The sequence below is a fragment of the Burkholderia torrens genome, from assembly GCF_984668525.1.
In genome coordinates, this window is the sequence record NZ_OZ480211.1 from 234,028 (window position 1) to 260,809 (window position 26,782).

Sequence of the window (26,782 nt, forward strand, 5' to 3'; positions counted from 1 at the left end):
CCGCAAGGAGAGAGCCATGATGTACAACGCTCAAGGAAAGATGTCCCAGGCCGACGTGCTCGCGCAATATGCGCCGCTGGTGCGCCGCCTCGGGCTGCAGCTCGTCGCGAAGATGCCGGCGAGCGTCGACCTCGACGACCTGATCCAGGCCGGCATGATCGGCCTGATGGACGCGGCCGGCCGCTACAAGGAAGACCAGGGCGCGCAGTTCGAGACCTACGCGACGCAGCGCATCCGCGGCGCGATGCTCGACGAGCTGCGCAGCAACGACTGGCTGCCGCGCAGCATGCGCAAGACGTCGCGCGAGGTCGAGCACGCGGTGCACCAGGTCGAGCAGCATCTCGGCCGCTCGGCGAGCGAGACCGAGATCGCCGAGCACCTGAAGATGCCGCTCGACGAATACCAGGGGATGCTGCAGGACCTGCACGGCAGCCAGCTCATCTACTACGAGGATTTCGACCGCGCGGCCGACGACGAGCCGTTTCTCGACCGCTATCGCGTCGATCACGCCGATCCGCTGTCCGCGCTGCTCGACGAGCACCTGCGCGAGGCGCTCGTCGAGGCGATCGAGCGGCTGCCGGAGCGCGAGAAGCTGCTGATGTCGCTTTACTACGAACGGGGTCTGAATCTGCGCGAGATCGGTGCGGTGCTCGAGGTGAGCGAGTCGCGCGTGTGCCAGCTGCACAGCCAGGCCGTCGCGCGCCTGCGCGCGCGGCTGCGCGAACAGGCCTGGGTCGGCGCGGAGTCCTGACCCTTTCAGGGCGGCCACGCGCGCCGACGCCGCGCGCGGGTATCGTGCTCGCGCATTCTGCGCGCCGATTTGCTACAATCCCCTCCGTTTTCCGAGGAGCGTTGCGACGGACATCCTTGTCCGCCAGGCTCGGAAGGCTTCACCAAGCAGCCGTGCGGCACGCATTTCGCGACCGTCGCGCCGGCCCCGCTTCCTGAACGGCGCTCACGTCACCAATCTAGAAACTTTTTAGAAAGGAGGGCGTGATGAACGCCATTATCGATTCCAAGGCTTCCCACGATTACGTCGTCGCCGACATGGCGCTGGCCGGCTGGGGCCGCAAGGAACTCAACATCGCCGAGACCGAAATGCCGGGCCTCGTGCAGATCCGCGACGAATACAAGGCACAGCAGCCGCTGAAGGGCGCGCGCATTGCCGGTTCGCTGCACATGACGATCCAGACGGGCGTGCTGATCGAGACGCTGAAGGCGCTCGGCGCGGACGTCCGCTGGGCGTCGTGCAACATCTTCTCGACGCAGGACCACGCGGCGGCCGCGATCGTCGAAGCCGGTACGCCGGTGTTCGCGTTCAAGGGCGAGTCGCTCGACGAGTACTGGGAATTCTCGCACCGCATCTTCGAATGGCCGAACGGCGAATTCGCGAACATGATCCTGGACGACGGCGGCGATGCGACGCTGCTGCTGATCCTCGGCGCGAAGGCCGAGAAGGACCGTTCGGTGATCGCGAAGCCGACCAACGAGGAAGAAGTCGCGCTGTACAAGTCGATCGCTGCGCACCTCGACATCGACGCGACCTGGTACTCGAAGCGCCTCGCGCACATCAAGGGCGTGACCGAAGAAACCACGACCGGCGTGCACCGCCTGTACCAGATGGAAAAGGACGGCCGCCTGCCGTTCCCGGCGTTCAACGTGAACGATTCGGTCACGAAGTCGAAGTTCGACAACCTGTACGGCTGCCGTGAATCGCTGGTCGACGGCATCAAGCGCGCGACCGACGTGATGATTGCGGGCAAGGTCGCGGTCGTCGCGGGCTACGGCGACGTGGGCAAGGGCTGCGCGCAGTCGCTGCGCGGCCTTGGCGCGACCGTGTGGGTCACCGAAATCGATCCGATCTGCGCACTGCAGGCGGCGATGGAAGGCTACCGCGTCGTGACGATGGAATACGCGGCCGACAAGGCCGACATCTTCGTGACGGCCACCGGCAACTACCACGTGATCAACCACGATCACATGAAGGCGATGCGCCACAACGCGATCGTCTGCAACATCGGCCACTTCGATTCGGAAATCGACGTTGCGTCGACGCGCCAGTACCAGTGGGAAAACATCAAGCCGCAGGTCGACCACATCATCTTCCCGGACGGCAAGCGCGTGATCCTGCTGGCGGAAGGCCGCCTCGTGAACCTCGGCTGCGCGACCGGCCACCCGTCGTTCGTGATGTCGAACTCGTTCGCGAACCAGACGCTCGCGCAGATCGAGCTGTTCGTGCGCGGCAACGAGTACGAGAACAAGGTGTACGTGCTGCCGAAGCATCTCGATGAAAAGGTCGCGCGCCTGCACCTCGCGCGCATCGGCGCGAACCTGTCCGTGCTGTCGGACGAGCAGGCTTCGTACATCGGCGTGCAGAAGGACGGCCCGTTCAAGCCGAACCACTACCGCTATTGATGCGCGGCCGCCGCCGCACCGTGCGCGCTCGTTGCGGGCGCACGGCGCGGCGGCGCTCATCGATCGTACCGATCGACCACCGAACCGGAGCACTCCATGAGCGTCATCCTCACCTGGGTCATCAACGCGCTCGCGCTGCTGATCATCACGTATCTCGTGCCGTCGATCCACATCAAGAGCTTCGGCACCGCGCTGATCATCGCGGTCGTGCTGGGCCTGATCAACACGGTGATCCGTCCGGTGCTGATCCTGCTGACGCTGCCCGTGACGATCGTCACGCTCGGGGTGTTCATCCTCGTCGTGAACGCGCTGTGCTTCTGGTTCGCATCGTCGCTGCTGAAGGGCTTCGAGGTGTCGGGATTCTGGTCCGCGTTCTTCGGTTCGATCCTGTACAGCATCGTGTCGTGGCTGCTGTCCGCCCTGATCTTCGGCCAGCGCGACATCGGCTGAGGGCTGGCGGGCGCAGGCCCAACCCCATCGAATCATGAAACCGATCGAACTCTCGTTTGAATTCTTCCCGCCGAAGACGGCGGACGGCGTCGAGAAGCTGCGCGCGACGCGTGCGCAGCTGCTGCCGCTGAAGCCGAAATTCGTCTCCGTGACGTTCGGCGCCGGCGGCTCGACGCAGCAAGGCACGCTCGATACCGTGCTCGACATGCAGAAGGACGGCCTCGAGGCCGCGCCGCACCTGTCGTGCATCGGCTCGTCGCGCGACAGCCTGCGCGCGATCCTCGACCAGTACCGCTCGCACGGCATCCGGCACATCGTCGCGCTGCGCGGCGACCTGCCGTCGGGGATGGGCGAGGTCGGCGAGCTGCGCTATGCGTCCGAGCTCGTCAGCTTCATCCGCGCCGAGCATGGCGACTGGTTCCACATCGAGGTCGCCGGCTATCCGGAGTACCACCCGCAGTCGCGCTCGCCGAAGGCCGATCTCGAGAATTTCGCGCGCAAGGTGAAAGCCGGCGCGAATTCCGCGATCACGCAGTACTTCTTCAACGCGGACGCGTATTTCCGCTTCGTCGACGATGCGCGCAAGCTCGGTGTGGACGTGCCGATCGTGCCGGGCATCATGCCGATCACGAACTTCTCGCAGCTGATGCGCTTCTCCGAGATGTGCGGCGCCGAAGTGCCGCGCTGGGTCGCGCGCCGGCTCGAGAGCTTCGGCGACGATCGCGAGTCGATCCGCGCGTTCGGCGCGGACGTCGTCACGAGCCTGTGCCAGCGCCTGATCGATGCGGGCGTGCCGGGCCTGCACTTCTACACGCTGAACGCGGCAACCGCCACGCGGACGATCTGCGAACGGCTCGCCGTGTAAGCGCGGTCAAGGCGCGGTCACGCGGTTGCATGCGCACAAGCCCCGCCGGGTTCGCCGGCGGGGCTTTTTTCGTCGTGACGGTTGATGCGTGACGTGCGGCGGAGGCGCTTGCCCGCGTCAGCGCTGCGCCTGCATCAGCGGCGGGCGGCGGTCGAACCACGGCCGCGCCTGTTCGAGCTGCCGCGCGAGCTTCAGCAACAACGCTTCGTCGGCGTGGCGCGCGGCGAACTGCACGCCGATCGGCAGCCCGCGCGCATTCCAGTAGAGCGGCACCGACATCGCCGGCTGGCCGGTCAGGTTGAACAGCTCGGTGCAGCCGGCCCACGCGAACGCCTTCTCCGACGACTTCGCGAGCATTTCCTTCAGCAGCGGTTTCACCGGCAGCGCGGCAAGCAGCTTCATCTGCGCGGATTCGAACGGCGTCGGCTGCAGCTCGCCGATCTTCACCGGCGGCGCGGCGAGCGACGCGCACAGGATCGCGTCGTAGCGCGACACGAGGCCGGACACCTGCACGGTCAGTTGGCGCTGCCATTCGAGCACGTCCGGCAGGCGCGTGCGCGCGAGGCGCCGGCCGACCACGGCCATCGCCCACGTCGCGGCCTCGAATTCGCCGCGTCGCGGCGTGCGGCCCGTCAGCTCGCGCGCGCCGAGCACCATTTCCTCGGCGATCGTCGCCCACAGCGTGAGGAAGGTCTCGGCCGCTCGCGCGTAGTCGACGTTCAACGTCGCCGGTTCGACATGGTGGCCGAGCGATTCGAGCAGCGCGGCCGCATCGTCGAGTGCCGCGCGCGTGTCGTCGGCGAGCGCCGGTGCGAGCATCGGATCGACGACGAAACCGATCCGCAGCGGGCCGGGCGGCGTGTCGAGCGCGCCGAGGAAGGTGCCGGGCGCGCCGGCCGGCAGCGTCTGGCCGGTCGTCACGTCGAGCAGCAGTGCGCTGTCGCGCACGCTGCGCGATATCGCATGCTGGACGACGAGCTCGCCGTTCGACGGCAGGTCGACGAGTGCCGGGTTGCGGCTCGGCTTCAGGCCAAACAGCCCGCAACATGATGCGGGGATGCGGATCGAGCCGCCGCCGTCGGACGCATGCGCGAGCGGCACGATGCCGGCCGCGACGGCCGCCGCGGCGCCGCCGCTTGAGCCGCCGGGCGTGTGGTCGAGATTCCACGGGTTGCGGCACGCGCCGAACAACTCGGGTTCGGTGTACGGCATCTGGCCGATTTCCGACGTATTGGTCTTGCCGAACACGTTCAGGCCCGCTGCGCGGCTGCGTGCAATCACCGGCGAATCGTCGGCCGGCACGAAATACCGGTAATGCCGGCTGCCCATCGACAGCGGCAGCCCGGCGACGGCCGCACCGAGATCCTTGACGAGATAAGGCACGCCCGTGAACGGCGCGTCGGCGCCGGGTTCGGGCGCGGCGGTCGCGCGCTGGCGCGCGGCTTCGTAATCCTGCAGCACGATCGCGTTGATCGCGCCGTTGACCGCTTCGGCCTGGCCGATCGCGGCGTCGAGCAGTTCGCGCGGGCTGGCCTTGCGGTCGCGCACGAGCGCCGCGAGGCCGGTTGCGTCATGCGCGAGATAGTCCGAGTGCATCGCAGTCACCCCCGTCGTGACACGTGGCGATGATGGGAGCATAACGCGGGCCCGGCGCGCCGGGTCCGCGGCCGGGCGTTATTTACAGGTGCTCGGCGAGGAACGTCAGCGTGCGGCCGTGCGCGAGCGCCGCTGCGCGCTGGTTGTACGACGCGCGGTCCGTACAGTTGAAGCCGTGCTCGGCGCCCGGGTACACGTGAAACGACGCGTGGCCGTGGCCGGCGAACGCGGCCTTCACCTGGTCGACGGCCGTGAGCGGGATGCCGTGGTCGTTTTCGGCGTAGTGGAACAGGATCGGCTGCGTGACCTTGCCGGCGAGGTCGAGTGCGTTCTGGATGCCGCCGCCGTAATAGGACACCGCCGCGTCGAGCTTGCCGGTCGCGGCCGCGCGGTACGCGAGCTGGCCGCCGAAGCAGTAGCCGATCGCGGCGACCTTGCCGGCCACTTCGGGGCGCGCGCGCAACGCGTCGGCCGCCGCGCCGATGTCGGCCACCGCGAGACCGACGTCGGTCTTCTTCATCAGCTCGATGCCCTTGTCGCGATCCGCGCCGTCGTAGGTCAGCTCGACGCGCGGCTGCGTGCGCCAGAACACGTCCGGCGCGAGCGCGACGAAGCCGTCGGACGCGTATTGCTCGGCGACCGCGCGGATGTGCGAGTTCACGCCGAAGATCTCCTGGATGATGATGACGGCAGGGCCCTTGCCGCGCTTGGGCAGCGCGAGATAGCCGCCGAAGCTGTCGTTACCGGTCGGGATGTCGATCCATTGGGCAGTCACGTTCTGAACTCCTGGCGAACGGGATGCGCGATGCGCACCCCGGGGTGAAAGAGGGCGGCCTAGTGTGCCACCAATCGTCGGGTGCTGCAGTGCACACACCCGCTTCTCGCGCAGCGATCGTTTCGATCTCGATTATTCATTTTTCGGCGCTGCGCCGCTTCGATAGAGTCGAAGTGCCGGCCTTTACAAAGCGCTTTCGCGCATCGTCATCGAAGGATTCGCCATGTCTGCCCGTCTGTTTTCCACCGCCTTTTCCGAACGCTTCGGCCTGCGCCTGCCGCTCGTGCAGGCGCCGATGGTCGGCGCGACCACGACCGCGATGGTCGCCGCCGCATCGAACGCCGGCGCGCTCGGCAGCCTCGGCGCCGGCGCGCTCGCGCCCGAGCGTATCGAGGCCGAAGTCGCGGCGATCCGCGCGGCAACCGATCGCCCGTTCGCGATCAACCTGTTCGTGTTGCCCGATGACGCCGCGCCCGATGCGGCGACCGTCGCGCGCGCACTGGCCGCGATCGACCCGCTGAACGCGACGCTCGGCCTGCCGCCGGGCACGGCGCCGGCCCGCTACGCGCCCGACTTCCGCGCGCAGCTCGATGCACTCGTCGCGCTGCGCGTGCCGGTCGCGAGCTTCACGTTCGGCGTGCTCGACGCGGCCGACGTCGCGCGCCTGAAGGCGGCCGGCACCTATGTGATCGGCACCGCGACGCACGTGGCCGAAGGGCTCGCGTGGCAGGCGGCCGGCGCCGATGCGCTGTCCGCGCAGGGTGCCGAGGCGGGCGGCCATCGCGGCACGTTCATCGGTTCCGCCGACGATGCGCTGATCGGCACGCTCGCGCTCGTGCCGCAGCTCGTCGACGCGACCGGCCTGCCCGTGCTCGCCGCGGGCGGCATCATGGACGGCCGCGGGATCGCGGCCGCGCTCGCGCTCGGCGCGCAGGGCGCCCAGCTCGGCACCGCGTTCCTCACCTGTGCGGAAAGCGCGATCGCGGCGGACTGGAAGGCGCGCCTGCTCGCGAGCACCGATACGTCGACGCAGGTCACACGCGCGATCACCGGCCGCCACGCGCGCGGGTTGCGCAACACGCTGATGGCGCGGCTCGGCGAACACGTGGCCGACGTCGCGCCGTACCCGGTGCAGAACGCGCTGACGCAGCCGCTGCGCCAGGCGGCCGCGCGCGCGAACGACGGCGACTACCTGTCGCTGTGGGCCGGGCAGGGCGCGCCGCTCGCGCGGCGGCGCGGCGATGCGCTGACGACGTCGCAGCTCGTCGCGGCGCTCGACGCGGAATGGCGTGCGTCGTTCGCCTGAATCGTTCATATCGGACGATGAAACGCGCGCGTTGTCACGCGCGTTTCATTCAATGATCCCGCGCACAAAATACCGAATCGAAATGCCCCGGGAATCGATTGAATCGACCTTTCGGCAAGCTGCCGAAAACTAGCGGAAACCCTTATCCGGCGGGGCTTGCGACGATATTCGAGTCTTCATTCCAAAGCGTGCATATCAGTAGTGTTACCACTACCCCAAAAAAGTCCCACAAATTAATTTGATCACCTACACTTGCGCGCAAGTACGGACGGGCGGCTGCTAAAAGCGGCTGTTTTTCACGTGCTTGAGGCCAAGTGCATGAAGGATGCAACCGGCGAATCGTCCAGTGATTGCAAACACAGGGATGGCAGCGGGGCACCGGGCGATGGCGTTTATTGGGACCGAACTGGAGACTTACATGAATATCAAGATGCAAAAGCTGTTGCCGATCACCGCAGCGGCGATGCTGTGTGCTGCAGCTGCAAGCAACGCGTCCGCCGATCAAGTCGTCAAGATCGGCCACGTCGCGCCGTTGACGGGCGGCATTGCACACCTGGGCAAGGACAACGAAAACGGCGCACGTCTCGCAGTCGAAGAGATCAACGCGAAGGGTCTCACGGTCGGCGGCCAGAAAATTACGCTGCAACTGGACCCGCAGGATGACGCGGCCGACCCGCGCCAGGCCACGCAGGTTGCGCAGAAGCTCGTCGACGACAAGGTCGTCGCCGTGGTCGGCCACCTGAACTCGGGTACGTCGATCCCGGCCTCGAAGATCTACAGCGATGCGGGCATCGTGCAGATCTCGCCGTCGGCGACCAACCCGGCCTACACGCAGCAAGGCTTCAAGACCACGTATCGCGTGGTCGCGACCGATGCGCAGCAGGGCCCGGCACTGGCGAACTACGCGCACTCGAAGGGTGTCAAGAGCGTGGCGGTGGTCGACGATTCGACCGCATACGGCCAGGGTCTCGCGAACGAGTTCGAGAAGAAGGCGAAGGCGCTCGGCCTGAAGGTGCTGTCGCACGACGCGACGAACGACAAGGCAGTCGACTTCCGCGCGATTCTGACCAAGATCAAGGGCGAGAATCCTGATGCGATCATGTACGGCGGCATGGATGCCACCGGCGGCCCGTTCGCGAAGCAGGCGAAGCAGCTCGGCCTGCGCGCGAAGATCTTCGCGGGCGACGGCGTGTGCACGGAAAAGCTGGCCGACCTGGCCGGCGACGCGACCGACAACATCGTGTGCTCGGAAGCCGGTGCTTCGCTCGAGAAGATGCCGGGCGGCGGCGCGTTCAAGGCGAAGTACGAGAAGCGCTTCGGCCAGCCGATCCAGATCTACGCACCGTTCACGTATGACGCCGTGTACATCATCGCCGACGCGATGAAGCGCGCGGACTCGACGGATCCGGCGAAGATCCTCGCGGCGATGCCGGCGACGAAGTACACGGGCGTGATCGGCACGACGACCTTCGACTCGAAGGGCGACCTGCAGCACGGCGTGATCTCGCTGTACAACTACAAGAGCGGCAAGAAGTCGCTGCTCGACGAAGTGAAGATGTAACGCGACGAGCGGTCAACAGAAGGGGTGAAAGCGCGCATGCGGCAACGCATGCGCGCTTTCTTTTTGGCCGTTCGGCCCGGCCGGCGCCGTGCGGTCAGATCTTCAGGTGCGCGAGCACCTTCGGCGCGATGATCGCGACGAGCGCCGCGCACAGCGCGACGACCGACAGGCCGATCGTCAGGTTCGCGGCCTGCGCGACCGCACCGATCATGACCGGACCGAACAGCAGTCCGAAATACGCGAGCCCGGCCACGTGCGCGAGCCCTTCGGCCGCATGGATGCCCTTCACGCGCGCGGCGGCGGCGAACAGCACGGGCATCATGTTCGCGAGGCCGAGGCCCATCAGCGTGAATCCGGTCAGCACCACGACCGGATTCGGCAGCAGCAGCGCGCCGATCATCCCCGCGCACGCGAGCGACGCGCTCGCGAACACGAGCTGCGGCGCGCCGAAGCGCGCACGCACGGCGTCGCCCGCGAAGCGTGCGATGGCCATCCCGCCCGAGAACGCCGCATACGCAGCACTCGCGAGCGCGGGGCTCGCCGCGACCACGTCACGCATGTAGACCGTCGCCCAGTCGTACATTGCGCCTTCGGCGATCAGTGCAATCAGCGCGATGCCGCCGAGCATCCACAACGCGGCCGAGCGCCAGCGATTGCCGCCGCCGTGCGCGTGTTCGTGGTGCGGCACCTGCGGCAGCACGGCCGGGCTGGCGGCCACGAGCACCGCGGCGCTCACGGCCGCCGCGAGCGCGAGATGCACGGCCGGCGCCATGCCGGCAGACAGCAGCGCGCCGCCGGCGGCCGCGCCCGACATCCCGCCGATGCTGAACATCCCGTGCAGCGACGACATGATCGGCTTGCCGAGCGCGATCTCGACCGCGCTGGCCTCGGCGTTCATCGCGACGTCGAGCGTGGCCATCGAGAAGCCGAACAGCGCGAGCACCGCGAGCAGCATCCCGTAGTCGGGCACGACGAGGATCAGCGCCGCGCACGCGGCCATCACGAGCCCGCCGGCGAGGCACGCGGTGCGCGAGCCGACGCGGGTGATCCAGCGCGCGACGGTCAGCATCGCGGCGATCGAGCCGCCGGCGACCGCGAACAGCGCGATCGACAGCAGGCCGGGGCTCAGCGCGAACTTGTCGCGCACGGTCGGCACGTGCACGCCCCACGACGCGTACATCATGCCGGCGACGAAGAACAGCGCCATCGACGCCGTGCGCGCGCGCTGGCGGGCCGGCAGCGGCAGCGCGCGATGCGCGGCGGGCGGCGCGGCGAACGGGGACGACGACTGCGGAGAAGAGGATTCGGACACGGGAAGGCTCGTCAGAAAATGCACGGACGCACGCGGCGTCCGTCGGAATTGTCCGATTCTATCGAACCGCTTACGATCCTGCCGGGCGCTGCCCATTCGGCGACGATCGGCCGACCGGACCGCATCGGCCGTCTGGCCGACGCGCGGCGCGCCGCATCGGCGGGTAACATCGAAGTGCATGCGGCATGAACGACGCGCCGCCCTTCGACCGCAGGAGTCCTCTTGAACATCGATCCCGCCCTCGCGCTGCATCTGCTGCACCGTTGCGCGCTCGGCACGCTCGCCACCCATACGCGCGAACCGCAGGGTTTCCCGTATCCGACGGTCGTCCCGTTTGCGCCCGATGCAAGCCATCGGCCCGTGATCCTCGTCAGCGGCCTGGCCGAGCACACGCGCAATCTCGCCGCCGATCCGCGGTCGGGCTTCCTGGTCGTCGACGCGCCGGACGGCGACGTGCTGAATGCCGAGCGCGCGACGCTGCTCGGCCGGTTCGTGCCGCTCGGCGACGATCCGCATGCCGCTGCGCGCTACCTGCGCTACGAGCCGGACGCCGCGCGCTATCTCGCACTCGGCGATTTCTCGTTCTGGGCGCTCGATATCGAGCGGCTCCGCTATATCGGCGGGTTCGGGCGGATGGGCTGGGTCGAAGGCACGCATCTCGGCGCATGGCCGCCGCTCGCGTTCGACGACGAGCAGGCGCTGTGGAATGCCTACGACGCCGGCGACGCACGGCGCGACGGGCTCGACTTGCTCGGCGTCGATCGTCACGGCGCCGACTGGCGATACGACGGCCGCCGCGTGCGCACGCCATTCGATGCGCTGTCGGCCGATATCGGCGCGCTGCGCGACCGGCTGCTTGCATGCGCACGCGCTGTGACGTGACGTCGCGGGTCAGTGACTTGTCCGTTTAGCAAACCACGTCATGTGATTTTTAGCAAAACTGTCGTCCGATGAAAGCTTCTATTTTCCCGAATACAGGGTAATTGCGTATGTTGATAGACCTAATAGACAATCGCTAATGTCCTAATCTCTGTACGAGGACGTAAAAATTTGAGAAAAGGCCGCGGCCGGTCAAATTGACATGTGCGAATTACAATTGGTCTCGGGATTTTCGTGAATCTCGCTTCTATCAAATCTTTTTTGTGCTAATCTCTGCCTTCGAAAATCCGAGGCACATATATTTCATGAATGGTGAGCTGGCTGCAGACCGGCGCCATTAGTCAGATAGAAAGGGAAACTATGTCTTCTTACAAGGACCTGCTGGCCCAGCGGGAGAAGCTGGAGAAGCAAATCGAAGAAGCGAAGTCGCGTGAATACGCTGAAGTGCTGAATGACGTGAAGCAGAAAATTGCCGACTACGGCTTTTCGCTCGCCGAACTCGGTCTCAGCCGCGCGAAGGCAGGCAAGGTTGGCCGTCCGCGCGCCGGCGTGGCCGCGAAGTACCGCGATCCGGAAACGGGCGCGACGTGGTCGGGCCGTGGCAAGCCGCCGCGCTGGATTGCCGGCAAGAACCGCGAGCAGTTTGCGATTTAAGCGTTTGTTTAAGTCGCCTGCGCTTCAAAAGAGCCGCGTATCCGTTCAGGAGCGCGGCTTTTTTGTTTCCGGGCACCGCCGGTGTGCACGCATTGTCATGAAAATGTAATGATTCAATGTGAATGAAAATGCGACACGTTCGCATAAGCGATTGATTTAAATAAGAAATTTGTGGGTATTGGGCGGGTTCGCGAGGCGCGTTTGATAGAATTGCGTATCGCTCACCGATATCTCATATTTCATGTCCACGTTTTCCGGCGACGCGCAGAGCGCAGATAAGCACGCCGTTGCGCGCAAGAGCACGCTCGTCAGTATTGTGCTGAATGTCGTGCTTGCGACATTTCAGATCGTCGTCGGTACGATTGCGCATTCGCAGGCATTGATTGCCGACGGCGTGCATTCGATATCCGATTTGATCTCGGATTTTGTCGTGCTGGTTGCGAATCGCCACAGCGGTGCATCGCCGGATGCCGACCACAATTACGGCCATAGCCGCTACGAGACGGTCGCGTCGTTGTTTCTCGGCGCGATCCTGATTGCGGTCGGGATCGGCATGCTCTGGCGTGCCGGCGATCGCCTCGTTAATCTCGAAAACATTCCGGCCGTCCATTTCTCCGCGCTGATCGTCGCGCTGACGGTGCTCGTGTCGAAAGAGGCGCTGTTTCGCTACATGCTGCGCGAGGCGCGGCGCGTGCGTTCGGCGATGCTCGTCGCGAACGCGTGGCATGCACGTTCGGATGCCGCGTCGTCGCTGGTCGTCGCCATCGGCATCGTCGGCAGCCTGGCCGGCGTGAAACTGCTTGATCCGATCGCGGCCGCGATCGTCGGCTTCATGGTCGCGCGGATGGGCTGGACGTTCGGCTATGACGCGCTGCAGGACCTGTCCGACCGCGCGCTCGACACGGCCGACACGGCCGAGATCCGCGCGCTGCTCGCGGCGACGCCGGGCGTGCGCGACGTGCACGACCTGCGTACGCGCAAGATGGGCGATGCCGCGCTCGTCGACGCGCACATCCTCGTCGATCCGAAGATCTCTGTCTCCGAAGGGCACTACATTGCCGAGACCGCGCGTGCGCGCGTGCTGGCCGACCCGCGCGTGCTCGATGCGCTGATCCACGTCGACCCGGAGAACGACGCGGCGCGGCGCCCGGCGCTCGCGCTGCCGCCGCGCGGCGAGATCGCGGCACGGCTCGAGGCCGCGCTCGCGCAGCGCGGCCTGCAGGCGACGGCGATCAACCTGCATTACCTGAGTACGGGGCTCGAGATCGACGTGACGCTCGCCAGCGATCCGCACGAACCCGATGCGGCGCTCGCCGGCCGGATCGACGTCGGCGCACTGGAGCGCGAGTTCGGCGCGCGCCGGATCGGCTTCACGCGTGCGATGCCCGCGCAGGCGTGACCGGCGGCCGGCAATTGCGCTCGCCGAGCGCCAGCCGGGCCGGCCCGCGTGTTACAGCGGCAGTTGCGTGTCGAACTTGATTTCGCGCAGCACGACGCTCGTGCGCACCTGCGACACGGCCGGGATCTTGAAGATGCGTTCGTGCAGGAACACGTCGTAGGCCTTGATGTCCGGCGCGACGATCTTGAGGATGTAATCGGCTTCGCCCGTCGTGCTGTAGCACTCGGTGACTTCCGGGCAGGTCGCGATCTCGCGCTCGAACTGCTCGACGCCGCCTTCGTTGTGGCGCGTGAGATGCACGTGCGCGAGCGCGCAGACGTGCAGGCCGAGCTTCTCGCGATCGAGCAGCGCCGTGTAGCGCTGGATCACGCCTGACTGTTCCATGTCCTTGATGCGGCGCCAGCACGGCGTGCTCGACAGGCCGACCTGGTCGGAAATTTCCTGTACGGAACGGCGCGCGTCGAGCTGCAACAGGCGAAGGATTTTTTGCGAAAAGGAATCGAGCGTCACCTGCGCCTCCATGCGGCAGCAACAACATGCTGAATGTTAGAGGGCCGGAAAAGGAAAGGCAATCTGGCGTGGCGCTGGTGAGCGAGATTCGCTAATTTGCTCGCGGATCCGTGGGGTTTTGTCCCGCCCCCGCATTGTCCGACCGATCGGTGTCCGACACGGCGAGGCCTGCGAGCGCGGCCTGCTGCCGGCGCAGGTCGGCGAGCATGTTGCAGAACAGCGCGCCTTGCTCGATCGCGTCGTCGAGCGCGACGTGCGTATGCGGATGGTCGTCGAACCAGTGCTTCGGAAAGCGCGGCTTGATCGCCTTGCGGTACGGCAGGCCCGTCATCGCGAACGCGAGCGTCTTGATGTCGAGCGCGGACCACGAGAACGGGCAGCGTCCCGCGAAGCGCATCATGTACCAGAACATGAACGTGAAATCGAAGCCGGCCGGCATCGCGACGAACACGGGCTTGCCGGGCAGCGCCTCGACCCAGTCGACGTACGCGATCAGCGCCGCCTCGGGCGCCTGCAGGTCACGCCGGCACGCGGCCCACGCGTCGGGCTCGGTCTTCCACCACGCTTCCTGCACCGGGTGCGCCTGCGCGCCGGGCAGCGTCTCGAGGTTGGCCGAGAATGTCGCGATCAGCTGCTTGTCCTCGGTATAGGCGGCCGACGCGAAGCTGAGCATCGAGTGCGGGCCGGGAATCGGGCCGTCGGCCTCGACGTCGGTGCTGACGTAGATTTCCGGGATGGCGGTCTGGTTCATCCGAATACCTTGTCGGACACGAACGGGTTCGTGCGGCGCTCGTCGCCGAACGTCGACACGGGGCCGTGGCCCGGCACGAACGTGACGTCGTCGCCGAGCGGCCACAGCTTTTCCTTGATCGAACGGACGAGATCCTCGTGGTTGCCGCGCGGAAAATCGGTCCGGCCGATCGAGCCGGCGAACAGCACGTCGCCGACGATCGCGACGCGATGCGCGCGGCTGAAGAACACGACATGGCCGGGCGTGTGGCCCGGGCAGTGATAGACCTCGAGCGTCTCGTCGCCGAACTGCACGGTGTCGCCGTCGTTCAGCCAGTGGTCGGGCTCGAAGGTGTCGGCGGCCGGGAAGCCGAAGCGCTCGCTCTGCATCGGCAGCTTCTCGATCCAGAAGCGTTCTTCTTCCTGCGGCCCTTCGATCGGTACGCCGTAGTGCGTCGCGAGCGTCTTCGCGCCCGCGCAGTGATCGATGTGCCCGTGCGTGAGCAGCACTTTCTCGACCTGCACGTTCTGCCGCGCGACTTCCTGCTGGATCCGGTCGAGATCGCCGCCCGGATCGACGACGGCGGCACGGCCCGTTTTCTCGCAGACGAGCAGCGAGCAGTTCTGCTGGAACGGCGTGACCGGAATGAGCGTGACTTTCATGGAGGCACCGGCGGCTAAAAGGAGCGATTGTACCGGTCGCGCGCGCCGCCTGCCGTTCGTGCGGCGCGTGCCGCGACGCGCGGATGCGGGCATTCCCCGAGCATGTCGATTGTTACAGCCATAGTGAGAATCAATGGTCCGCCGGGGGTCCTTTTCGAGACAAGGTTTTGATTTATGTATAATGCGCTCCATTGCGCGTGAATTTCATGCCATTCGCTGGTGTTTCGGCCCCGTTAAAAGAGGCGTCCGATTCACCGTCAAGCATCAGCCGCCGGGGAGTCCGGCGGTGTATCCAGCACCGATATTCGGTGCTCACGTCTTGTCCGGCCGGGTGCTGCGCGCCCGCCTTGCGGCCCAGCTGCCGCGCCGCCGGATGAGGCCTGTGCCGCCGTTCCCGTGCGTTGGTCGTATCGACGCGCGCGAACGTGAAACCATGTTCGATGGCGGCATGCGGGGTCTGGTCAGGCTGTTGGGGACAGGTTGCGCCAGACGTGAAAACTAATCAGGACGGTTGCGGCATAGACGAAAGCCGCGCCCATGCTAGCCGCCTGCTCGCATCCGAGCGGGGCGTGCACGCATTTGCCGTCCGGGCCGCGTGCCTGCGTAGTGACGCAGCGTCGTGAAGGAGCGGCCCGAACCAGAAGGCGACACGTCGATGAATTTACGTTTTCCGAGTCGATTCGGGACCATTGCATTATTTTTTGCGCTGACGGGCTGTGCGGTGCCACCCAGCCAGACCACCAGCAGCGCGAACCAGAAGAACGCAGTCGACAAGACGGCCGCTGCCGCGAAGGCGGACGCCGACAAGCAACTCAATTTCGATTCCGCGCTGGCATCGATGCCGGCTACAGACAGCAAGGACGCGAAGAAGTCGTCGCTGGCCGACGCCGAGCCGATCGACGGCAAGGATGTGTCCGACTTCCGCCAAATGGGCCGCGCGTCGTGGTACGGGCGGGATTTCCACGGCCGCCGCACCGCGAACGGCGAGCGCTTCAACATGAACGCGTTCACCGCCGCGCACCGCACGCTGCCGCTGTCGTCGTACATCAAGGTGACGAACTCGTCGACCGGCAAGTGGGTCGTCGTGAAGGTCAACGATCGCGGGCCGTACAAGCGCGGCCGTGTGCTCGACCTGTCGTATGCCGCTGCCAAGGTGATCGGCCTCGTGCACGCCGGCACGGGCCGCGTGAAGATCGAAGGGCTGTCGCCGCAGGAAGCGCGCGAGGCACGCGACGAAATGTTCGCCTCGATCTCGGCGAAGTAACGCGGCGGATCGTCCGCTCACGCATTCAGGGATCACGCATCAAGTACAAAGGGCTGCCTTCCGGCAGCCCTTTATCGTTTCGGCGCGGCAATGTCGCGCGTCAGCCTTCCTTCCCTTCCTTCAGCGCGAGCGCACGCGCATACAGCGTGTTGCGCGAGGCGCCCGTCAGCGCGGCCGCGAGCTTGGCCGCGCTCTTCACCGGCACTTCTTCCAGCAGCAGTTTGAGCAGCGCGTCGTGCGCGGTGTCGTCGGCTTCGCCGCTCGCCGCCGGCGCGCCTTCGACGACCAGCACGAACTCGCCGCGCTGCCGGTTCGCATCGCCGGCCAGCCAGGTCTGTCCTTCGGCCAGGGTGCCCTGGAACAGCTGCTCGTGTAGCTTGGTGAGTTCGCGCGCAATCAGCAGCCGGCGCGCGGGGCCGAACGCATCGGCGAGCGCGGCGACGGTTTCGGCGATCCGATGCGGCGCTTCGTAGAACACCAGCGCATACGGATGCGACACCAGCGCCTGCAGTGCGGTTGCGCGCTGCTTGGCCTTCGGCGGCAGGAAGCCCGCGAACGTGAACGCGCCGGCCCAGTCGCCGGCCACGCTCAGCGCGGTCACGGCCGCGCTCGCGCCCGGCAGCGGGATCACCGCGAAGCCGGCCGCGCGCACCGCGTCGACGAGCCGTGCGCCGGGGTCCGAGATGCCGGGCGTGCCGGCGTCCGATACGTAGGCCACGCGTTCGCCGCCGCGCAGCAGTTCGATCACGCGCTGCGCGGCTTCGCGTTCGTTGTGCTCGTGCACGGCCAGGAGCGGCTTCGAGATCCCGTAGCGGGCGAGCAGCTGGCCCGTGTTGCGGGTGTCTTCGGCCGCGATGCGGTCGGCGAGGCCGAGCACGTGCAGCGCGCGCAGCGTGATGTCGGCCGTATTGCCGATCGGCGTGGCGACCACGTAAAGCGCGGCGTCCGGGTAGTGCTGCGTATGCGCGAGTTCGAGGAGGGCAGTCATGGCAGGCAATGCACGCAATCGCGGCGCAAGCGGAACAAGGTCGGCATTGTGCCACGCGGCGCCGGCCGGCCCGGGCGACGGGCGCGGTTTGGCGCGCGCGGGCGACAACTTTTCCGGCGCGGCGCGATCCAAACCGGTCGGCGCCGCGTTCGAGCAGCGCGCGCGGCAGTTTCTCGAGCGGCGCGGCCTCGGGTTCGTCGCGGCGAACGTGACGATGCGCGGCGGCGAGCTCGATCTCGTGATGCGCGAGCCCGACGGCATGCTGGTGTTCGTCGAGGTGCGCGCACGGCGCAGTGTCCGGCACGGCGGTGCGGCCGCGAGCGTCGGCTGGCGCAAGCGGCGGCGTCTCGTCGCGGCGGCGCTGCAGTTCTGGGCGCGGCATGGTGCCGGTGCCGCGTGCCGGTTCGACGTCGTCGCGTTCGAGGCCGGCCGGCTCGCGTGGCTGCGCGACGCATTTCGTACCGACGATGCGTAGCCGCGACGTGTGACGAGATGTAAAGAGTTCTTGCCGGACCCCCGGAGAGCGTGCCGGAGTACGGTAAACTCGCCGCACCCATGATGTCGCGCGATATGTGCCACGCGCCCAGTTCACCAGGAATCGATGTCAGTCGAACGTATTCAGCAACAATTCCACGACAGCGCCGCGCTTCACGCCGAAGCGGCCGACGCACTGTCGTTGCCGATCGCAGCCGCGGTCGATGCGATGTTCGCCGCGCTGGCGAACGGCAACAAGATCGTTGCGTGCGGTGAGGGCCCGTCGGCCGCCGCCGCGCAGTATCTCGCCGCGTCGCTCGTCGGCGGCTTCGAGCGCGAGCGTCCGGGCCTGCCCGCGATCGCGCTGGCCACCGATGCGTCGCAGGCCGGCCTCATGGGTGCGGTGGCCGCCGAGCAGCTGTTCGCGCAGCAGGTGCGCGTGCTCGGCCAGACCGGCGACATCCTGCTGGTGCTCGATTCGGGCGGCGCGTCGCCGCGCGTGCTGGCGGCGATCGACGAGGCGCACGAGCGCGAGATGACCGTCGTCGCGCTGACGGGCGGCAACGGCCACGCAGTCGCGGCCGCGCTGTCCGATACCGATATTCCGATCAGCGTGCACGCCGTTCGCGCGGCACGCATTCAAGAAGTCCATCTGCTGACCATCCACTGCCTGTGCGACGGCATCGACGCGATGCTGCTGGGTGAGGATTGAACGAAGGAGAGCCGTCGATGAATCAAAGCCGCGTCAAACAGACGCTCGTCAGAACCACGCTGCTCGCCGCACTGACCGCGGGCCTTGCCGTGTCGCTGCAGGGTTGTGTGCTCGGAGTCGTGGGCGCAGCGGCCGGCGGCGGCGCGCTGATCGCGACCGATCGCCGGACGCTCGGCGCGCAGACGGAAGACCGCGAGATCCAGGTCAAGTCGCTCTCGCAGATCAACAACGGGCTGCCGGACCAGTCGCACGTGAACGTGACGGTGTTCAACCGCCGCGTGCTGCTGACGGGTGAAGTGCCGAACGATGCGTCGAAGCAGCGTGCCGAGGAAATCGTGCGCGGCATCAACAACGTGAACGGCATCATCAACGAGCTGTCGGTCGAGCCGGCGTCGTCGCTGTCGTCGCGCGCGAACGACTCGTATCTCGAAGGGCGCGTGAAGTCCGAGCTGATCGCGACGAAGGGCATCTCGGCGAACTACTACAAGGTCGTCAGCGAACGCGGCAACCTTTACCTGATGGGCCTCGTGACGGTGGACGAAGGCAATCGCGGCGCGGAAGCCGCGAGCCAGGTGCCGGGTGTCGAGAAAGTCGTGAAGGTGTTCCAGTACGTGAAGCCGCAGGACGCGCAGGCGCTGCAGGATGCGTCGCCCGCGAGCGGCGCGTCCGGCGTGCCGGCTGCCGCCGCGCCGACCGACAGCGCGACGGTCGGCGCCGTGCCCGACGCGTCGGTGCAGTCCGCGCCGCTGCAGTCGCCGGCCCCGATCTCGAATTCGTCGAACGTGCACCCGGGCAACCCGAAGGCGCCGAAGCAATGACGAGCGTGCAGATGAATCAGATGAAGCGCTGGATGGCGCAGGGTGCCGCGGCCGCGGCGCTCGTGGCCGGTACGCTGGGCGCCGCGCACGCGGACGTCGGCGACGGCCTGAAAGTGGCGCGCAGCAACGCCTGCATGGGCTGTCACGCGGTCGACCGCAAGCTCGTCGGTCCGTCGTTCAAGGATATCGCCGCGCGCTACAAGTCCGATCCGCAGGCCGTCGCGAAGCTGTCGAAGAAGGTGAAGGAGGGTGGTTCGGGCGTCTGGGGCGCGATTCCGATGCCTGCGCATCCGCGCATGAGCGACGCCGACGTCCGTTCGGTAGTCGAATGGGTGCTGGCCGGCGCGCCGTCAAAGTGACGTTTCAGGGGCGACCTAACCCCTATTGCCAAGCGCAGAAATGCGTGTGTATGATGATTGACTGTTGGGGCGGTAGCTCAGCTGGGAGAGCGTCGCGTTCGCAATGCGAAGGTCGGGAGTTCGATCCTCCTCCGCTCCACCAACGGAATTTGAAAGGCCTGATCGTCTTGGGACAGGAAACGTAATGCGGCATCGGGTGCCGAGTTATGTTTCTGCTCCGGCATAGCGCCTTATGCTTCGCAAACAAAAAGCCGGCCTTGTGCCGGCTTTTTGCATTTCTGTGACCCGTCCTGAAATAGGTTGACACTTTTTCGCCGAAGCGAAGAGGTGCCAAGTGGAGCAAGGGATCAAGCGAACGCAGCGAGACTACAGCCTGGCTTTTAAATTGTCGGTGGTAGCGCAGGTTGAAAAAGGCGAACTGACGTACAGAGAGGCGCAGCAGCGCTACGGTATCCAGGGACGCTCGACCGTGCTGGTATGGTTACGTAAGCACGGCTTGCAGGATTGGGCCGATCCATCCGGCCGTGCGCGATCGGGTTCCACCATGCCAAAGCCAGACTCAAAGCCACTCACACCGGAGCAGCGCATCAAGGAGTTGGAGGTGCAGTTGCGCGAGGCGCAGGAGAAAGCGGCGCTGTTCGAAGCCGTACTCGACGTGATGCGCAAGGACTACGGGATCACCGTAAAAAAGCCTTCGGGCAGGTCGTCGCGCAAAGGCGGATCGAAAAGCTGAGCGTCGAGCGAGCCTGCCGCTACATGGGCATCAGCCGCCAAGCGTATTACAAGCGATGTCGCAGCGAGAAACGCCGCTGTTCGCAAGCCGAGACTGTGACGGCACTGGTACGCGACGTCCGTTTGCGCCAGCCCAGGCTTGGGACGCGCAAACTGCATCATCTGCTTGGGCCGGCGTTGGTCGAGCGCGGCATTAAGCTGGGGCGAGATGGGCTGTTCGAGATGCTGCGCGCGGCGCGGCTGCTGGTCGTGCCGCACCGGGCGTATCACAAGACGACGCAAAGCCACCATCACTTCCGGCGTCATCCAAATCTGCTGAAACGCGGGCCTGAGCAAATCGTACCCACCGGTCCCGAACAAGTGTGGGTAGCCGACATCACATACCTGCCGACGGCGGGCCGGTTTGTGTATTTGAGCCTCGTCACGGATGCGTTCTCGCGCAAGATCGTCCGGCATCACGTCCACGACAGCCTGCAGACCGAGCAGGTCAGTCAGGCGCTGAAGAAGGCGTTGCGCAAGCGCCAGACCTGTCAGCCACTGATCCATCACTCCGATCGTGGGATCCAGTACTGCTCGACCTACTATCAGGACATCCACCGGCGTCACGGCCTGCGCTGTTCAATGACGGACGGCTACGACTGCTATCAGAACGCGCTGGCCGAACGGGTCAACGGCATCCTCAAGGGGGAGTTCCTGCTGCAGCGTCCCGCGGACCTTGAGCAGGCTGCCAAGATGGTTGAACAGTCGGTACGCATCTACAACCATGAGCGACCACATACCGCCCTGAAATACAAAACGCCCGATGCGGTGCATCGGGCGTTCTAGCGTCTGGATACTGTCAACCTATTCCAGGACTTGACACTGTTCGATATCGGCGTGCGTGCACGTTGCTCTGTCGACTTCTTCCTCGGCCGCGTGTTGTTCCGCTCGAATCCCCGGGCCGCGCCTCTCCCGCGTGATACGGCGCTCTGTCAATCTTAGTCAGATTGTGTCGGCAACCGGCATGGATACACACCGGATGCCGAAATATTTTCGTGAATTTGATATGCTCGCTGTCACAAATCGGTAGTGTGACCGTGACATGACGCGGGGTGCCAAGCCGAAGCCAATAGGTCGACAACAATACTGAGAGAACGGCTGTGTCGATAAATGAAACAATAAGCAGCTTTGCATCGGGGATGGTCGACTGGAATCGTCGGCCGGTTGCCTTGAATTTCGGCAAGGCGCAAGACGCACTGGGGCACTTGCTTGCGCTGCAGCACGCGCACGTGCACGAAGGGCTGATGACCGGCATTCGCGGGCATCTGACCTGCGTGTCGGCCCGTCATAACCTGCCGCCGCGGCTGTTCCTCGGCGTCCCGGTCTCGATCCGGCTCGTCACCGACCGGGGGCAACTGCACTTCGTCAACGCGATCGTCCAGGACGTGCAGATCGGCCAGAGCGACGGCGAGCTGTGCGTGTACCAACTGACAGTGTGCGATGCCCTGTCGTTGATGGACAAGCGCACGAATTCCCGCATATTCCGCCAAAGCAGCGTCGTCGACATACTTTCGACGCTGTTCACCGAATGGCGTCAGCGCAGCCCGGCGCTGGCGGCCGCGTTCGATTTCGACTTGTCCGGCCTGAGTCGTGACCGATATCCGGCGCGCGAGTTGACTCGCCAGGTCAACGAGTCGGATGCGAAGTTCGTGCGCCGCCTGTTGCGGCGCGAAGGTATCACGGTCTTCGCCAAGGCCGGTCCGGGCAAGGGCGACGGCAGCAGCCACGACGACACGCCCGCGCATACGCTAGTGTGCTGCGACGATCCGATGTCGCTGCCTCAGGCGCCGGCCGGTACGGTACGGCTGCATCCACGCGACGCTGCCACGGAAGAGCGCGACACCGTCACGTTGTTCGCACTGCATCAACGCCTGGCGCCTGGCCAGGTCGGCCGCCCGTCGTGGGATTACAAGAAAGCGCGTATCGACGAGTCGATGGTCGCGACGAGCCTCAATCAGGGCGACGCCGGCAACGACCTCGCACAATTGCTGACCGATGTCGCGATCGACATCCCGCATGCGGGCGACTCGTGGAACGATCACGAGCGCCTGACGCGCGCCCGGGTGCTCGCGCATCAGTTCGAGGCCGAGCGCTACGACGGCGTGAGCAGCGTGCGCGACCTGGCCGTCGGCGCATGGATCACGCTGACCGGCGATCCCGAGCGGGACATGCAGCCCTCCGACCAGCGGCAGTTCGTGATCACGTCGATCGACCACGACGTCTGGAACAATTTGCCGAAGGGGCTGACCGACCGTGTGCAGGCGCTGTTCGCCGCGAGCAGGCACTTGGCCTATCCGTCGCCATTGCAGCAGCCTGCCGAAGCGACCGAACCCGACACGCGCTACGAGAATCATTTCACCTGCGTGCGGCGTGGCGTGCCGCTCACGCCCGCTTACGATCCGAAGATCGACCTGCCGCCCGTGCACCTGCTGACCGGCACGATCGTCGGTCAGCGGGGCGAGGAAGTGTTCTGCGATGCCGACGGCCGCGTACGCGTGCGGATTCACGGTCTCGATCCGGCCGATCATGCGCACGCGCAGGGTGCGGGCACGAACGACAACGCCGGCGACAGCGCGCCGATCCGTGTCGGGGCGAGTCTCGCCGGCGGAAGTTTCGGCGCGCTCTTTCTGCCGCGCGTCGGCATGGAAGTCCTGATCGGCAGCCTCGGTGGCGATCCGGACCGGCTGGTCATCATCAACGTGCTGAGCAACGGGGTGAATCCGCCGGCGGCCTTCACCCACATCGGCAACCTGCCCGGCAACCGCTACGTTTCAGGGATCAAGACCAAGGAAATCAAGGGGAACCGGTATAACCAGCTGCGTCTCGACGATACGCCGGGTCAGATTTCCAGTCAGCTGGCGAGCGAACACGCGCATTCTCAATTGAACCTGGGGTATTTGACGCAACCGCGGCGGGACGGCCAGGGCCAGGACCGTGGAGAGGGCGCGGAATTGCGTACCGACGCGGCCGCCGCACTGCGGGCCGCGCAGGGGATTCTGCTGACGACCTACGCGCGCTCGCAGGCAAGTGGCGGTCAGCTCGATCGCGACGAGTTGCTGCGGCTGCTCGGCGAGTGCACCGAGTTGTTCAAGTCGCTGGGCGACTACGCCGGTCAGCATGGCGGCCAGGCGAGCGACACGGCAGGCCAGCAGGCGGTCGCCGCGGCGTTCAAGAGCTGGACGCCCGGCAGCGGTAGCGGCACGTCGGGCGCCGGCGCTGGCGCTGGCGATGCGGCCGGATCCCAGGCGCTGATGGCGTTCGGCGCGCAAGCCGGCTCGGTTGCGATCACACCGAAGACCCACGTGACGTACGCCGGCGAGAACATCGACCAGGTCGCGCAGCAACATGTCCAGTTGACCAGCGGCCAGCACATCACGCTGCACGGCGGCCGCGGCGTCGCGATGTTTGCGCACAGCGACGGCGTGTCGGCGATCGCGAATCAGGGCAAGGTGACGCTGCAGAGTCAGAACGACGACACGCAGATCGATTCCGCGAAGAACATTCAGTTCACGGCGGCCGGCGGCAAGCTCGCGGGCATGGCGAGCGATGAGGTGGTCTTCACGACGTCCGGCGGTGCCTACCTGAAACTGCACGGCAGCGATATCGAGCTGGGGTGCCCGGGCACGTTTACGGTGAAGTCCGCAGGGCATTCGTGGCAGGGGCCGGCGAGCATGAGCACGGACATGCCGAAGTTCGATCATGCGCCGCTTGGGCGCGTGCCGAAGCTGATTCGACCGACGGATGGAAATCCGGTCGAAGGCTACGACGCGCAATTGACGAGGTCATCGGGGACGGTGACGAATCTGACCAGTGATGCAAACGGTGAGTTGCCGGCGGTTCACAGCGACCAGTTCGAAAAACTGGCGGTGAAGTTCATCAAGAAAAATATTTGAGAGATTTGCGGGAGCCCGGATGTCTGATTCTCAAACAAACAACACGCAGTCGACGACTGCCGAACCGCCGTCCGTCGTAGTCGCGCAAGGCCAGGGGCCGGCTATTTTCGATTGGCAGAGCAAGCTGCTCTGCATCAAGCAGATGCCGTTGCCGGGTGTGGTCATCTTCGTACACGGCGTCAATTCCGAAGGCGAATGGTTCGAGCCGGCGGAAGATGGGCTTTGCAAGGGGCTGAATCGACGCTTGGGCCGCCTTTCCGATCAGATGTCTCATCCCGGCATCGAAGCGGGTCAATTGACGCCGGCACAGTACACCGAAAGTCTGACGCCAGATGGATTCCTGAATCCCCAACTGCTCCCGGACAACTACGTTAAACCCACCCCATCGTTTTCGAATGTGATCCCATTTCGCTGGGGCTATCGTGCAACGCTTGACGAGCTGAAAGACTATGGTGACAAGATTTTCCTGAACGAGCAGGACTATTGGGGGGGCGGCCCATTCGCCAACGGTTGTTCGAGCCTGCCGGATCTTTGGCATGCGGGCGTCGACGATCGAATTTTCGGGTGGATCACGATTCAAGGCATGAATCCGACCAATCGCCCTCTCTACCGTACGCCGCCGCGCGCGTATGGCGTATTGGCCGCGCTACGGTTAGCGAAGCTGATCGAGTCGATCCGAAAGATGCAGGCCAACGTGCCGATTACCGTGGTGTGCCACAGCCAGGGCAACATCGTGGGCTTGACGGCCGCGTTCTTCGGCGATGCGTTGCCGGAAGTCGAAGACCAATGGGGCAACAAAGGGCGCTGCGTGGCGGATGCGTATGTGCTTGCGAACCCTCCCTATAGTTTCGCCAACGCCAAAGGCAAGGGTGTAGACGAGGCAAGTACGTTCATGGATACGTGGTCCCAGCGCGAGGTGAAAGACCCGAAGGGAAATCGTGGCCGCGAGACATATGCGGCCAGGACTGGGACGTTCGGCAGATTTCTGGACATTATTCGCGCGCGCCCAGCCTTCGAGCTTCCGGCAGACAAGGTCGATCAAGACATGGCCAACACGCGCGAATCGCCGACGAGCCGGAAGTCCTATACGGCCCAAGCAGATCGCGAACGCCACGGACTGAATGGCTCGACATACGGTCGTGTCACGTTGTACTGCTGCCCGCATGATCAGGTTATTTCGGCCGTGACCGTTCAGGGGATCGGCTGGCGAGGGATCGGCAAGACCGAGCTGGAGGCGATTGGTGCGGCCGGTGTGCTCACGCAGCGTGTCTTTGCGTCGGGGTTCGACGTCGGCAGACAAGGGCCGTACGACTATTGGAAAAACGATTGGCGACATACGAAGAACAAAAAGCACGGATTTTGGTATCCGCCATCGCCGCCGGCAAAGTACACCATCGTTGGTGCACTCAAGGGTAACGAGACGATCCCGGGAGCGGTCGGCACCATTTTGACTGCAGGACTGGCATCTTTCGTGACGTTTTTTACCTCAAAAGGAAATGTCATGCGCGTGAATGCCGATCCGGCCGAAGGTTGGACCGTGACAGCAGATGCGCCAGCACTCGACGAACCGTTCTCGCCGCAGGCATTGAAGTTCAAACAGCCGATCGAGACTCGTGATGGTGATTTGATCAGCCATTTCAACGAAGGCAACGATTCGCCCGCCGCGTGGCGAAACGCAGGTAAGAAGGACGAGGATAAGCGGGCCGACGATCCGTACGACCAGTACGAACCGAAGAGTAAAGACGGGCGGGCGCAAGGCAACGCCGATAGTGAGGCATCGCAGCGCTACGAAGATCGTGCCATTGCCCGTATGGATGCACGCCGCACCAAGAACGCAGCATGGGTTGACGACGCGGGGCACGTAGCGGGTGAGGATGGAAAGAGCGATTTGCCCGAGGGCTACAAGGATTGGCACAACGCGGAGATCAAGGACATTCTCGATCGTGGAACGATAAACAATCCGACCAATCACTCGGTGACGATGACCAACCCGATGCATGCGGAGAAGGCACTCGCGTACGATGTGGCGATTGGGCCGTGCTATCTGACGCCCACGCAGATGACGGCGTTGCGTATCGAGGCAGATTGGCGGATGGGGGAAGGTATTTCGGATGGCAATCCAAATAAGGATTACGCTAAGTATTTCTCTGATGGTGTTTTGAATAATTTGCCAATGCACCTTTGGGTGAATGCAAAAAATAGTGAAGGTAATATTCCATCGAAGATCGTAGATGAAAGAGAGGGGCAGTTCTTCCTGGCCGTGGGAGGCGCGGTATGAGGGCGTTGATTGCGACCGGGTCGCGACGTATCGTAGTTGCCGCCATGGCATGGATGGTGGCTGCAGTGTTGATGGGAGGGCTGACGGTTTACCTCGGGCAGGTGCGGCCGG

24 protein-coding genes, 1 tRNA gene and 1 riboswitch are annotated in these 26,782 nt (G+C 65.3%); of the genes, 18 read left to right on the forward strand and 7 right to left on the reverse strand.

Features of this window, described 5'->3' with window-relative positions:
* Positions 1 to 16 precede the first annotated feature (16 nt).
* From AC5LXX_RS00995 to metF, 4 genes are all read left to right on the forward strand, one after another.
* Positions 17 to 751, forward strand: coding sequence for an RNA polymerase sigma factor FliA (locus AC5LXX_RS00995; protein WP_124456933.1), 735 nt, complete (start codon positions 17 to 19; stop codon positions 749 to 751).
* An 87-nt stretch (positions 752 to 838) separates the two neighbouring features.
* Positions 839 to 964, forward strand: a riboswitch (S-adenosyl-L-homocysteine riboswitch).
* A gap of 32 nt (positions 965 to 996) precedes the next feature.
* A complete protein-coding gene (ahcY, locus tag AC5LXX_RS01000; protein ID WP_124456934.1) occupies positions 997 to 2,415 on the forward strand; it encodes an adenosylhomocysteinase in 1,419 nt (472 codons plus the stop codon).
* 96 nt (positions 2,416 to 2,511) lie between these two features.
* The gene (locus tag AC5LXX_RS01005) at positions 2,512 to 2,865 is read left to right on the forward strand and encodes a phage holin family protein (RefSeq protein WP_006477367.1); all 354 of its coding nucleotides are present in this window, start codon (positions 2,512 to 2,514) and stop codon (positions 2,863 to 2,865) included.
* Between the two features lie 34 nt (positions 2,866 to 2,899).
* Entirely contained in the window at positions 2,900 to 3,730 is an 831-nt protein-coding gene (metF, locus tag AC5LXX_RS01010; RefSeq protein ID WP_006484036.1) for a methylenetetrahydrofolate reductase [NAD(P)H], read from the forward strand.
* Positions 3,731 to 3,847: 117 nt separating this feature from the next.
* Here the strand turns inward: metF and AC5LXX_RS01015 are convergent, their stop codons facing one another.
* Both AC5LXX_RS01015 and AC5LXX_RS01020 read right to left on the reverse strand, forming a co-directional pair.
* Positions 3,848 to 5,326 carry an amidase gene (locus AC5LXX_RS01015; RefSeq protein ID WP_493410233.1) on the reverse strand — a complete coding sequence of 493 codons (1,479 nt, stop codon included), beginning with the start codon at positions 5,324 to 5,326 and terminating at the stop codon, positions 3,848 to 3,850.
* An 82-nt stretch (positions 5,327 to 5,408) separates the two neighbouring features.
* The gene (locus AC5LXX_RS01020) at positions 5,409 to 6,101 is read right to left on the reverse strand and encodes a dienelactone hydrolase family protein (protein ID WP_493410234.1); all 693 of its coding nucleotides are present in this window, start codon (positions 6,099 to 6,101) and stop codon (positions 5,409 to 5,411) included.
* Positions 6,102 to 6,324: 223 nt separating this feature from the next.
* Here AC5LXX_RS01020 and AC5LXX_RS01025 point away from each other — a divergent pair, with 223 nt between their 5' ends.
* Positions 6,325 to 7,407, forward strand: coding sequence for an NAD(P)H-dependent flavin oxidoreductase (locus tag AC5LXX_RS01025; protein WP_493410235.1), 1,083 nt, complete (start codon positions 6,325 to 6,327; stop codon positions 7,405 to 7,407).
* A gap of 418 nt (positions 7,408 to 7,825) precedes the next feature.
* Positions 7,826 to 8,968, forward strand: coding sequence for a branched-chain amino acid ABC transporter substrate-binding protein (locus AC5LXX_RS01030; protein ID WP_124456588.1), 1,143 nt, complete (start codon positions 7,826 to 7,828; stop codon positions 8,966 to 8,968).
* A 94-nt stretch (positions 8,969 to 9,062) separates the two neighbouring features.
* Here the strand turns inward: AC5LXX_RS01030 and AC5LXX_RS01035 are convergent, their stop codons facing one another.
* Entirely contained in the window at positions 9,063 to 10,280 is a 1,218-nt protein-coding gene (locus AC5LXX_RS01035) for an MFS transporter (RefSeq protein WP_493410236.1), read from the reverse strand.
* A gap of 222 nt (positions 10,281 to 10,502) precedes the next feature.
* Between AC5LXX_RS01035 and AC5LXX_RS01040 the strand changes: the two genes are divergently transcribed.
* The 3 genes from AC5LXX_RS01040 to AC5LXX_RS01050 all read left to right on the forward strand — a co-directional run bounded on the left by AC5LXX_RS01040 (position 10,503) and on the right by AC5LXX_RS01050 (position 13,212).
* On the forward strand, positions 10,503 to 11,162 hold the full coding sequence (locus tag AC5LXX_RS01040) for a HugZ family pyridoxamine 5'-phosphate oxidase (RefSeq protein WP_493410237.1): 660 nt from the start codon (positions 10,503 to 10,505) through the stop codon (positions 11,160 to 11,162).
* 357 nt (positions 11,163 to 11,519) lie between these two features.
* Complete coding sequence (locus tag AC5LXX_RS01045; RefSeq protein ID WP_006491875.1) at positions 11,520 to 11,813, forward strand: H-NS histone family protein; 294 nt, start codon at positions 11,520 to 11,522, stop codon at positions 11,811 to 11,813.
* Between the two features lie 241 nt (positions 11,814 to 12,054).
* The gene (locus AC5LXX_RS01050; protein ID WP_493410238.1) at positions 12,055 to 13,212 is read left to right on the forward strand and encodes a cation diffusion facilitator family transporter; all 1,158 of its coding nucleotides are present in this window, start codon (positions 12,055 to 12,057) and stop codon (positions 13,210 to 13,212) included.
* 51 nt (positions 13,213 to 13,263) lie between these two features.
* Here AC5LXX_RS01050 and AC5LXX_RS01055 read toward each other — a convergent pair whose 3' ends face one another.
* The 3 genes from AC5LXX_RS01055 to AC5LXX_RS01065 form a co-directional block, all read right to left on the reverse strand.
* Positions 13,264 to 13,734 (reverse strand): Lrp/AsnC family transcriptional regulator, encoded by a 471-nt coding sequence (locus tag AC5LXX_RS01055; protein WP_006477376.1) that lies wholly within the window; start codon positions 13,732 to 13,734, stop codon positions 13,264 to 13,266.
* 79 nt (positions 13,735 to 13,813) lie between these two features.
* Positions 13,814 to 14,473, reverse strand: a complete 660-nt coding sequence (locus AC5LXX_RS01060; protein ID WP_493410239.1) for a 3'-5' exonuclease family protein — start codon at positions 14,471 to 14,473, stop codon at positions 13,814 to 13,816.
* Positions 14,470 to 15,114: an MBL fold metallo-hydrolase gene (locus AC5LXX_RS01065; protein ID WP_493402068.1), complete on the reverse strand. Its 645-nt coding sequence runs from the start codon at positions 15,112 to 15,114 to the stop codon at positions 14,470 to 14,472. Before AC5LXX_RS01065 ends, AC5LXX_RS01060 begins: the two co-directional genes overlap by 4 nt.
* Before the next feature lie 655 nt (positions 15,115 to 15,769).
* Here AC5LXX_RS01065 and AC5LXX_RS01070 point away from each other — a divergent pair.
* Positions 15,770 to 16,378 (forward strand): septal ring lytic transglycosylase RlpA family protein, encoded by a 609-nt coding sequence (locus AC5LXX_RS01070; protein ID WP_322082097.1) that lies wholly within the window; start codon positions 15,770 to 15,772, stop codon positions 16,376 to 16,378.
* 100 nt (positions 16,379 to 16,478) lie between these two features.
* Here the strand turns inward: AC5LXX_RS01070 and rsmI are convergent, their stop codons facing one another.
* Positions 16,479 to 17,366, reverse strand: a complete 888-nt coding sequence (gene rsmI / locus AC5LXX_RS01075) for a 16S rRNA (cytidine(1402)-2'-O)-methyltransferase (protein ID WP_322082096.1) — start codon at positions 17,364 to 17,366, stop codon at positions 16,479 to 16,481.
* Positions 17,367 to 17,412: 46 nt separating this feature from the next.
* Here rsmI and AC5LXX_RS01080 point away from each other — a divergent pair, with 46 nt between their 5' ends.
* From AC5LXX_RS01080 to AC5LXX_RS01115, 8 genes are all read left to right on the forward strand, one after another.
* Positions 17,413 to 17,841 (forward strand): YraN family protein, encoded by a 429-nt coding sequence (locus AC5LXX_RS01080; RefSeq protein ID WP_322082195.1) that lies wholly within the window; start codon positions 17,413 to 17,415, stop codon positions 17,839 to 17,841.
* A 126-nt stretch (positions 17,842 to 17,967) separates the two neighbouring features.
* Positions 17,968 to 18,552: an SIS domain-containing protein gene (locus AC5LXX_RS01085; RefSeq protein ID WP_322082095.1), complete on the forward strand. Its 585-nt coding sequence runs from the start codon at positions 17,968 to 17,970 to the stop codon at positions 18,550 to 18,552.
* A gap of 17 nt (positions 18,553 to 18,569) precedes the next feature.
* Positions 18,570 to 19,370 (forward strand): BON domain-containing protein, encoded by an 801-nt coding sequence (locus AC5LXX_RS01090; RefSeq protein ID WP_493410240.1) that lies wholly within the window; start codon positions 18,570 to 18,572, stop codon positions 19,368 to 19,370.
* Between the two features lie 11 nt (positions 19,371 to 19,381).
* Positions 19,382 to 19,729, forward strand: coding sequence for a c-type cytochrome (locus AC5LXX_RS01095; RefSeq protein ID WP_493410241.1), 348 nt, complete (start codon positions 19,382 to 19,384; stop codon positions 19,727 to 19,729).
* Positions 19,730 to 19,795: 66 nt separating this feature from the next.
* A tRNA-Ala gene (locus AC5LXX_RS01100) sits at positions 19,796 to 19,871 on the forward strand.
* Positions 19,872 to 20,063: 192 nt separating this feature from the next.
* Positions 20,064 to 21,286 (forward strand): IS3 family transposase gene (locus AC5LXX_RS01105; protein ID WP_493410242.1). Its coding sequence is split into 2 segments (ribosomal slippage): positions 20,064 to 20,429 and positions 20,432 to 21,286, totalling 1,221 coding nucleotides; the frame shifts between segments, so codons are not numbered across the junction.
* A 353-nt stretch (positions 21,287 to 21,639) separates the two neighbouring features.
* Positions 21,640 to 24,393, forward strand: coding sequence for a type VI secretion system Vgr family protein (locus AC5LXX_RS01110; protein ID WP_493410243.1), 2,754 nt, complete (start codon positions 21,640 to 21,642; stop codon positions 24,391 to 24,393).
* A gap of 19 nt (positions 24,394 to 24,412) precedes the next feature.
* Positions 24,413 to 26,671 carry a T6SS effector phospholipase Tle3 domain-containing protein gene (locus tag AC5LXX_RS01115; RefSeq protein WP_493410244.1) on the forward strand — a complete coding sequence of 753 codons (2,259 nt, stop codon included), beginning with the start codon at positions 24,413 to 24,415 and terminating at the stop codon, positions 26,669 to 26,671.
* Positions 26,672 to 26,782 lie beyond the last annotated feature (111 nt).

What these genes read in the sequence shown, in the direction of transcription:
- AC5LXX_RS00995 (WP_124456933.1), top strand. Translation starts at nt 17, where the DNA reads ATGATGTACAACGCTCAAGGAAAGATGTCCCAGGCCGACGTGCTCGCG.
- ahcY (WP_124456934.1), top strand. Translation starts at nt 997, where the DNA reads ATGAACGCCATTATCGATTCCAAGGCTTCCCACGATTACGTCGTCGCC.
- AC5LXX_RS01005 (WP_006477367.1), top strand. Translation starts at nt 2,512, where the DNA reads ATGAGCGTCATCCTCACCTGGGTCATCAACGCGCTCGCGCTGCTGATC.
- metF (WP_006484036.1), top strand. Translation starts at nt 2,900, where the DNA reads ATGAAACCGATCGAACTCTCGTTTGAATTCTTCCCGCCGAAGACGGCG.
- AC5LXX_RS01015 (WP_493410233.1), bottom strand. Translation starts at nt 5,326, where the DNA reads ATGCACTCGGACTATCTCGCGCATGACGCAACCGGCCTCGCGGCGCTC.
- AC5LXX_RS01025 (WP_493410235.1), top strand. Translation starts at nt 6,325, where the DNA reads ATGTCTGCCCGTCTGTTTTCCACCGCCTTTTCCGAACGCTTCGGCCTG.
- AC5LXX_RS01030 (WP_124456588.1), top strand. Translation starts at nt 7,826, where the DNA reads ATGAATATCAAGATGCAAAAGCTGTTGCCGATCACCGCAGCGGCGATG.
- AC5LXX_RS01045 (WP_006491875.1), top strand. Translation starts at nt 11,520, where the DNA reads ATGTCTTCTTACAAGGACCTGCTGGCCCAGCGGGAGAAGCTGGAGAAG.
- AC5LXX_RS01050 (WP_493410238.1), top strand. Translation starts at nt 12,055, where the DNA reads ATGTCCACGTTTTCCGGCGACGCGCAGAGCGCAGATAAGCACGCCGTT.
- AC5LXX_RS01055 (WP_006477376.1), bottom strand. Translation starts at nt 13,734, where the DNA reads ATGGAGGCGCAGGTGACGCTCGATTCCTTTTCGCAAAAAATCCTTCGC.
- AC5LXX_RS01060 (WP_493410239.1), bottom strand. Translation starts at nt 14,473, where the DNA reads ATGAACCAGACCGCCATCCCGGAAATCTACGTCAGCACCGACGTCGAG.
- AC5LXX_RS01065 (WP_493402068.1), bottom strand. Translation starts at nt 15,114, where the DNA reads ATGAAAGTCACGCTCATTCCGGTCACGCCGTTCCAGCAGAACTGCTCG.
- AC5LXX_RS01070 (WP_322082097.1), top strand. Translation starts at nt 15,770, where the DNA reads ATGAATTTACGTTTTCCGAGTCGATTCGGGACCATTGCATTATTTTTT.
- rsmI (WP_322082096.1), bottom strand. Translation starts at nt 17,366, where the DNA reads ATGACTGCCCTCCTCGAACTCGCGCATACGCAGCACTACCCGGACGCC.
- AC5LXX_RS01085 (WP_322082095.1), top strand. Translation starts at nt 17,968, where the DNA reads ATGTCAGTCGAACGTATTCAGCAACAATTCCACGACAGCGCCGCGCTT.
- AC5LXX_RS01090 (WP_493410240.1), top strand. Translation starts at nt 18,570, where the DNA reads ATGAATCAAAGCCGCGTCAAACAGACGCTCGTCAGAACCACGCTGCTC.
- AC5LXX_RS01095 (WP_493410241.1), top strand. Translation starts at nt 19,382, where the DNA reads ATGAATCAGATGAAGCGCTGGATGGCGCAGGGTGCCGCGGCCGCGGCG.
- AC5LXX_RS01110 (WP_493410243.1), top strand. Translation starts at nt 21,640, where the DNA reads ATGGTCGACTGGAATCGTCGGCCGGTTGCCTTGAATTTCGGCAAGGCG.
- AC5LXX_RS01115 (WP_493410244.1), top strand. Translation starts at nt 24,413, where the DNA reads ATGTCTGATTCTCAAACAAACAACACGCAGTCGACGACTGCCGAACCG.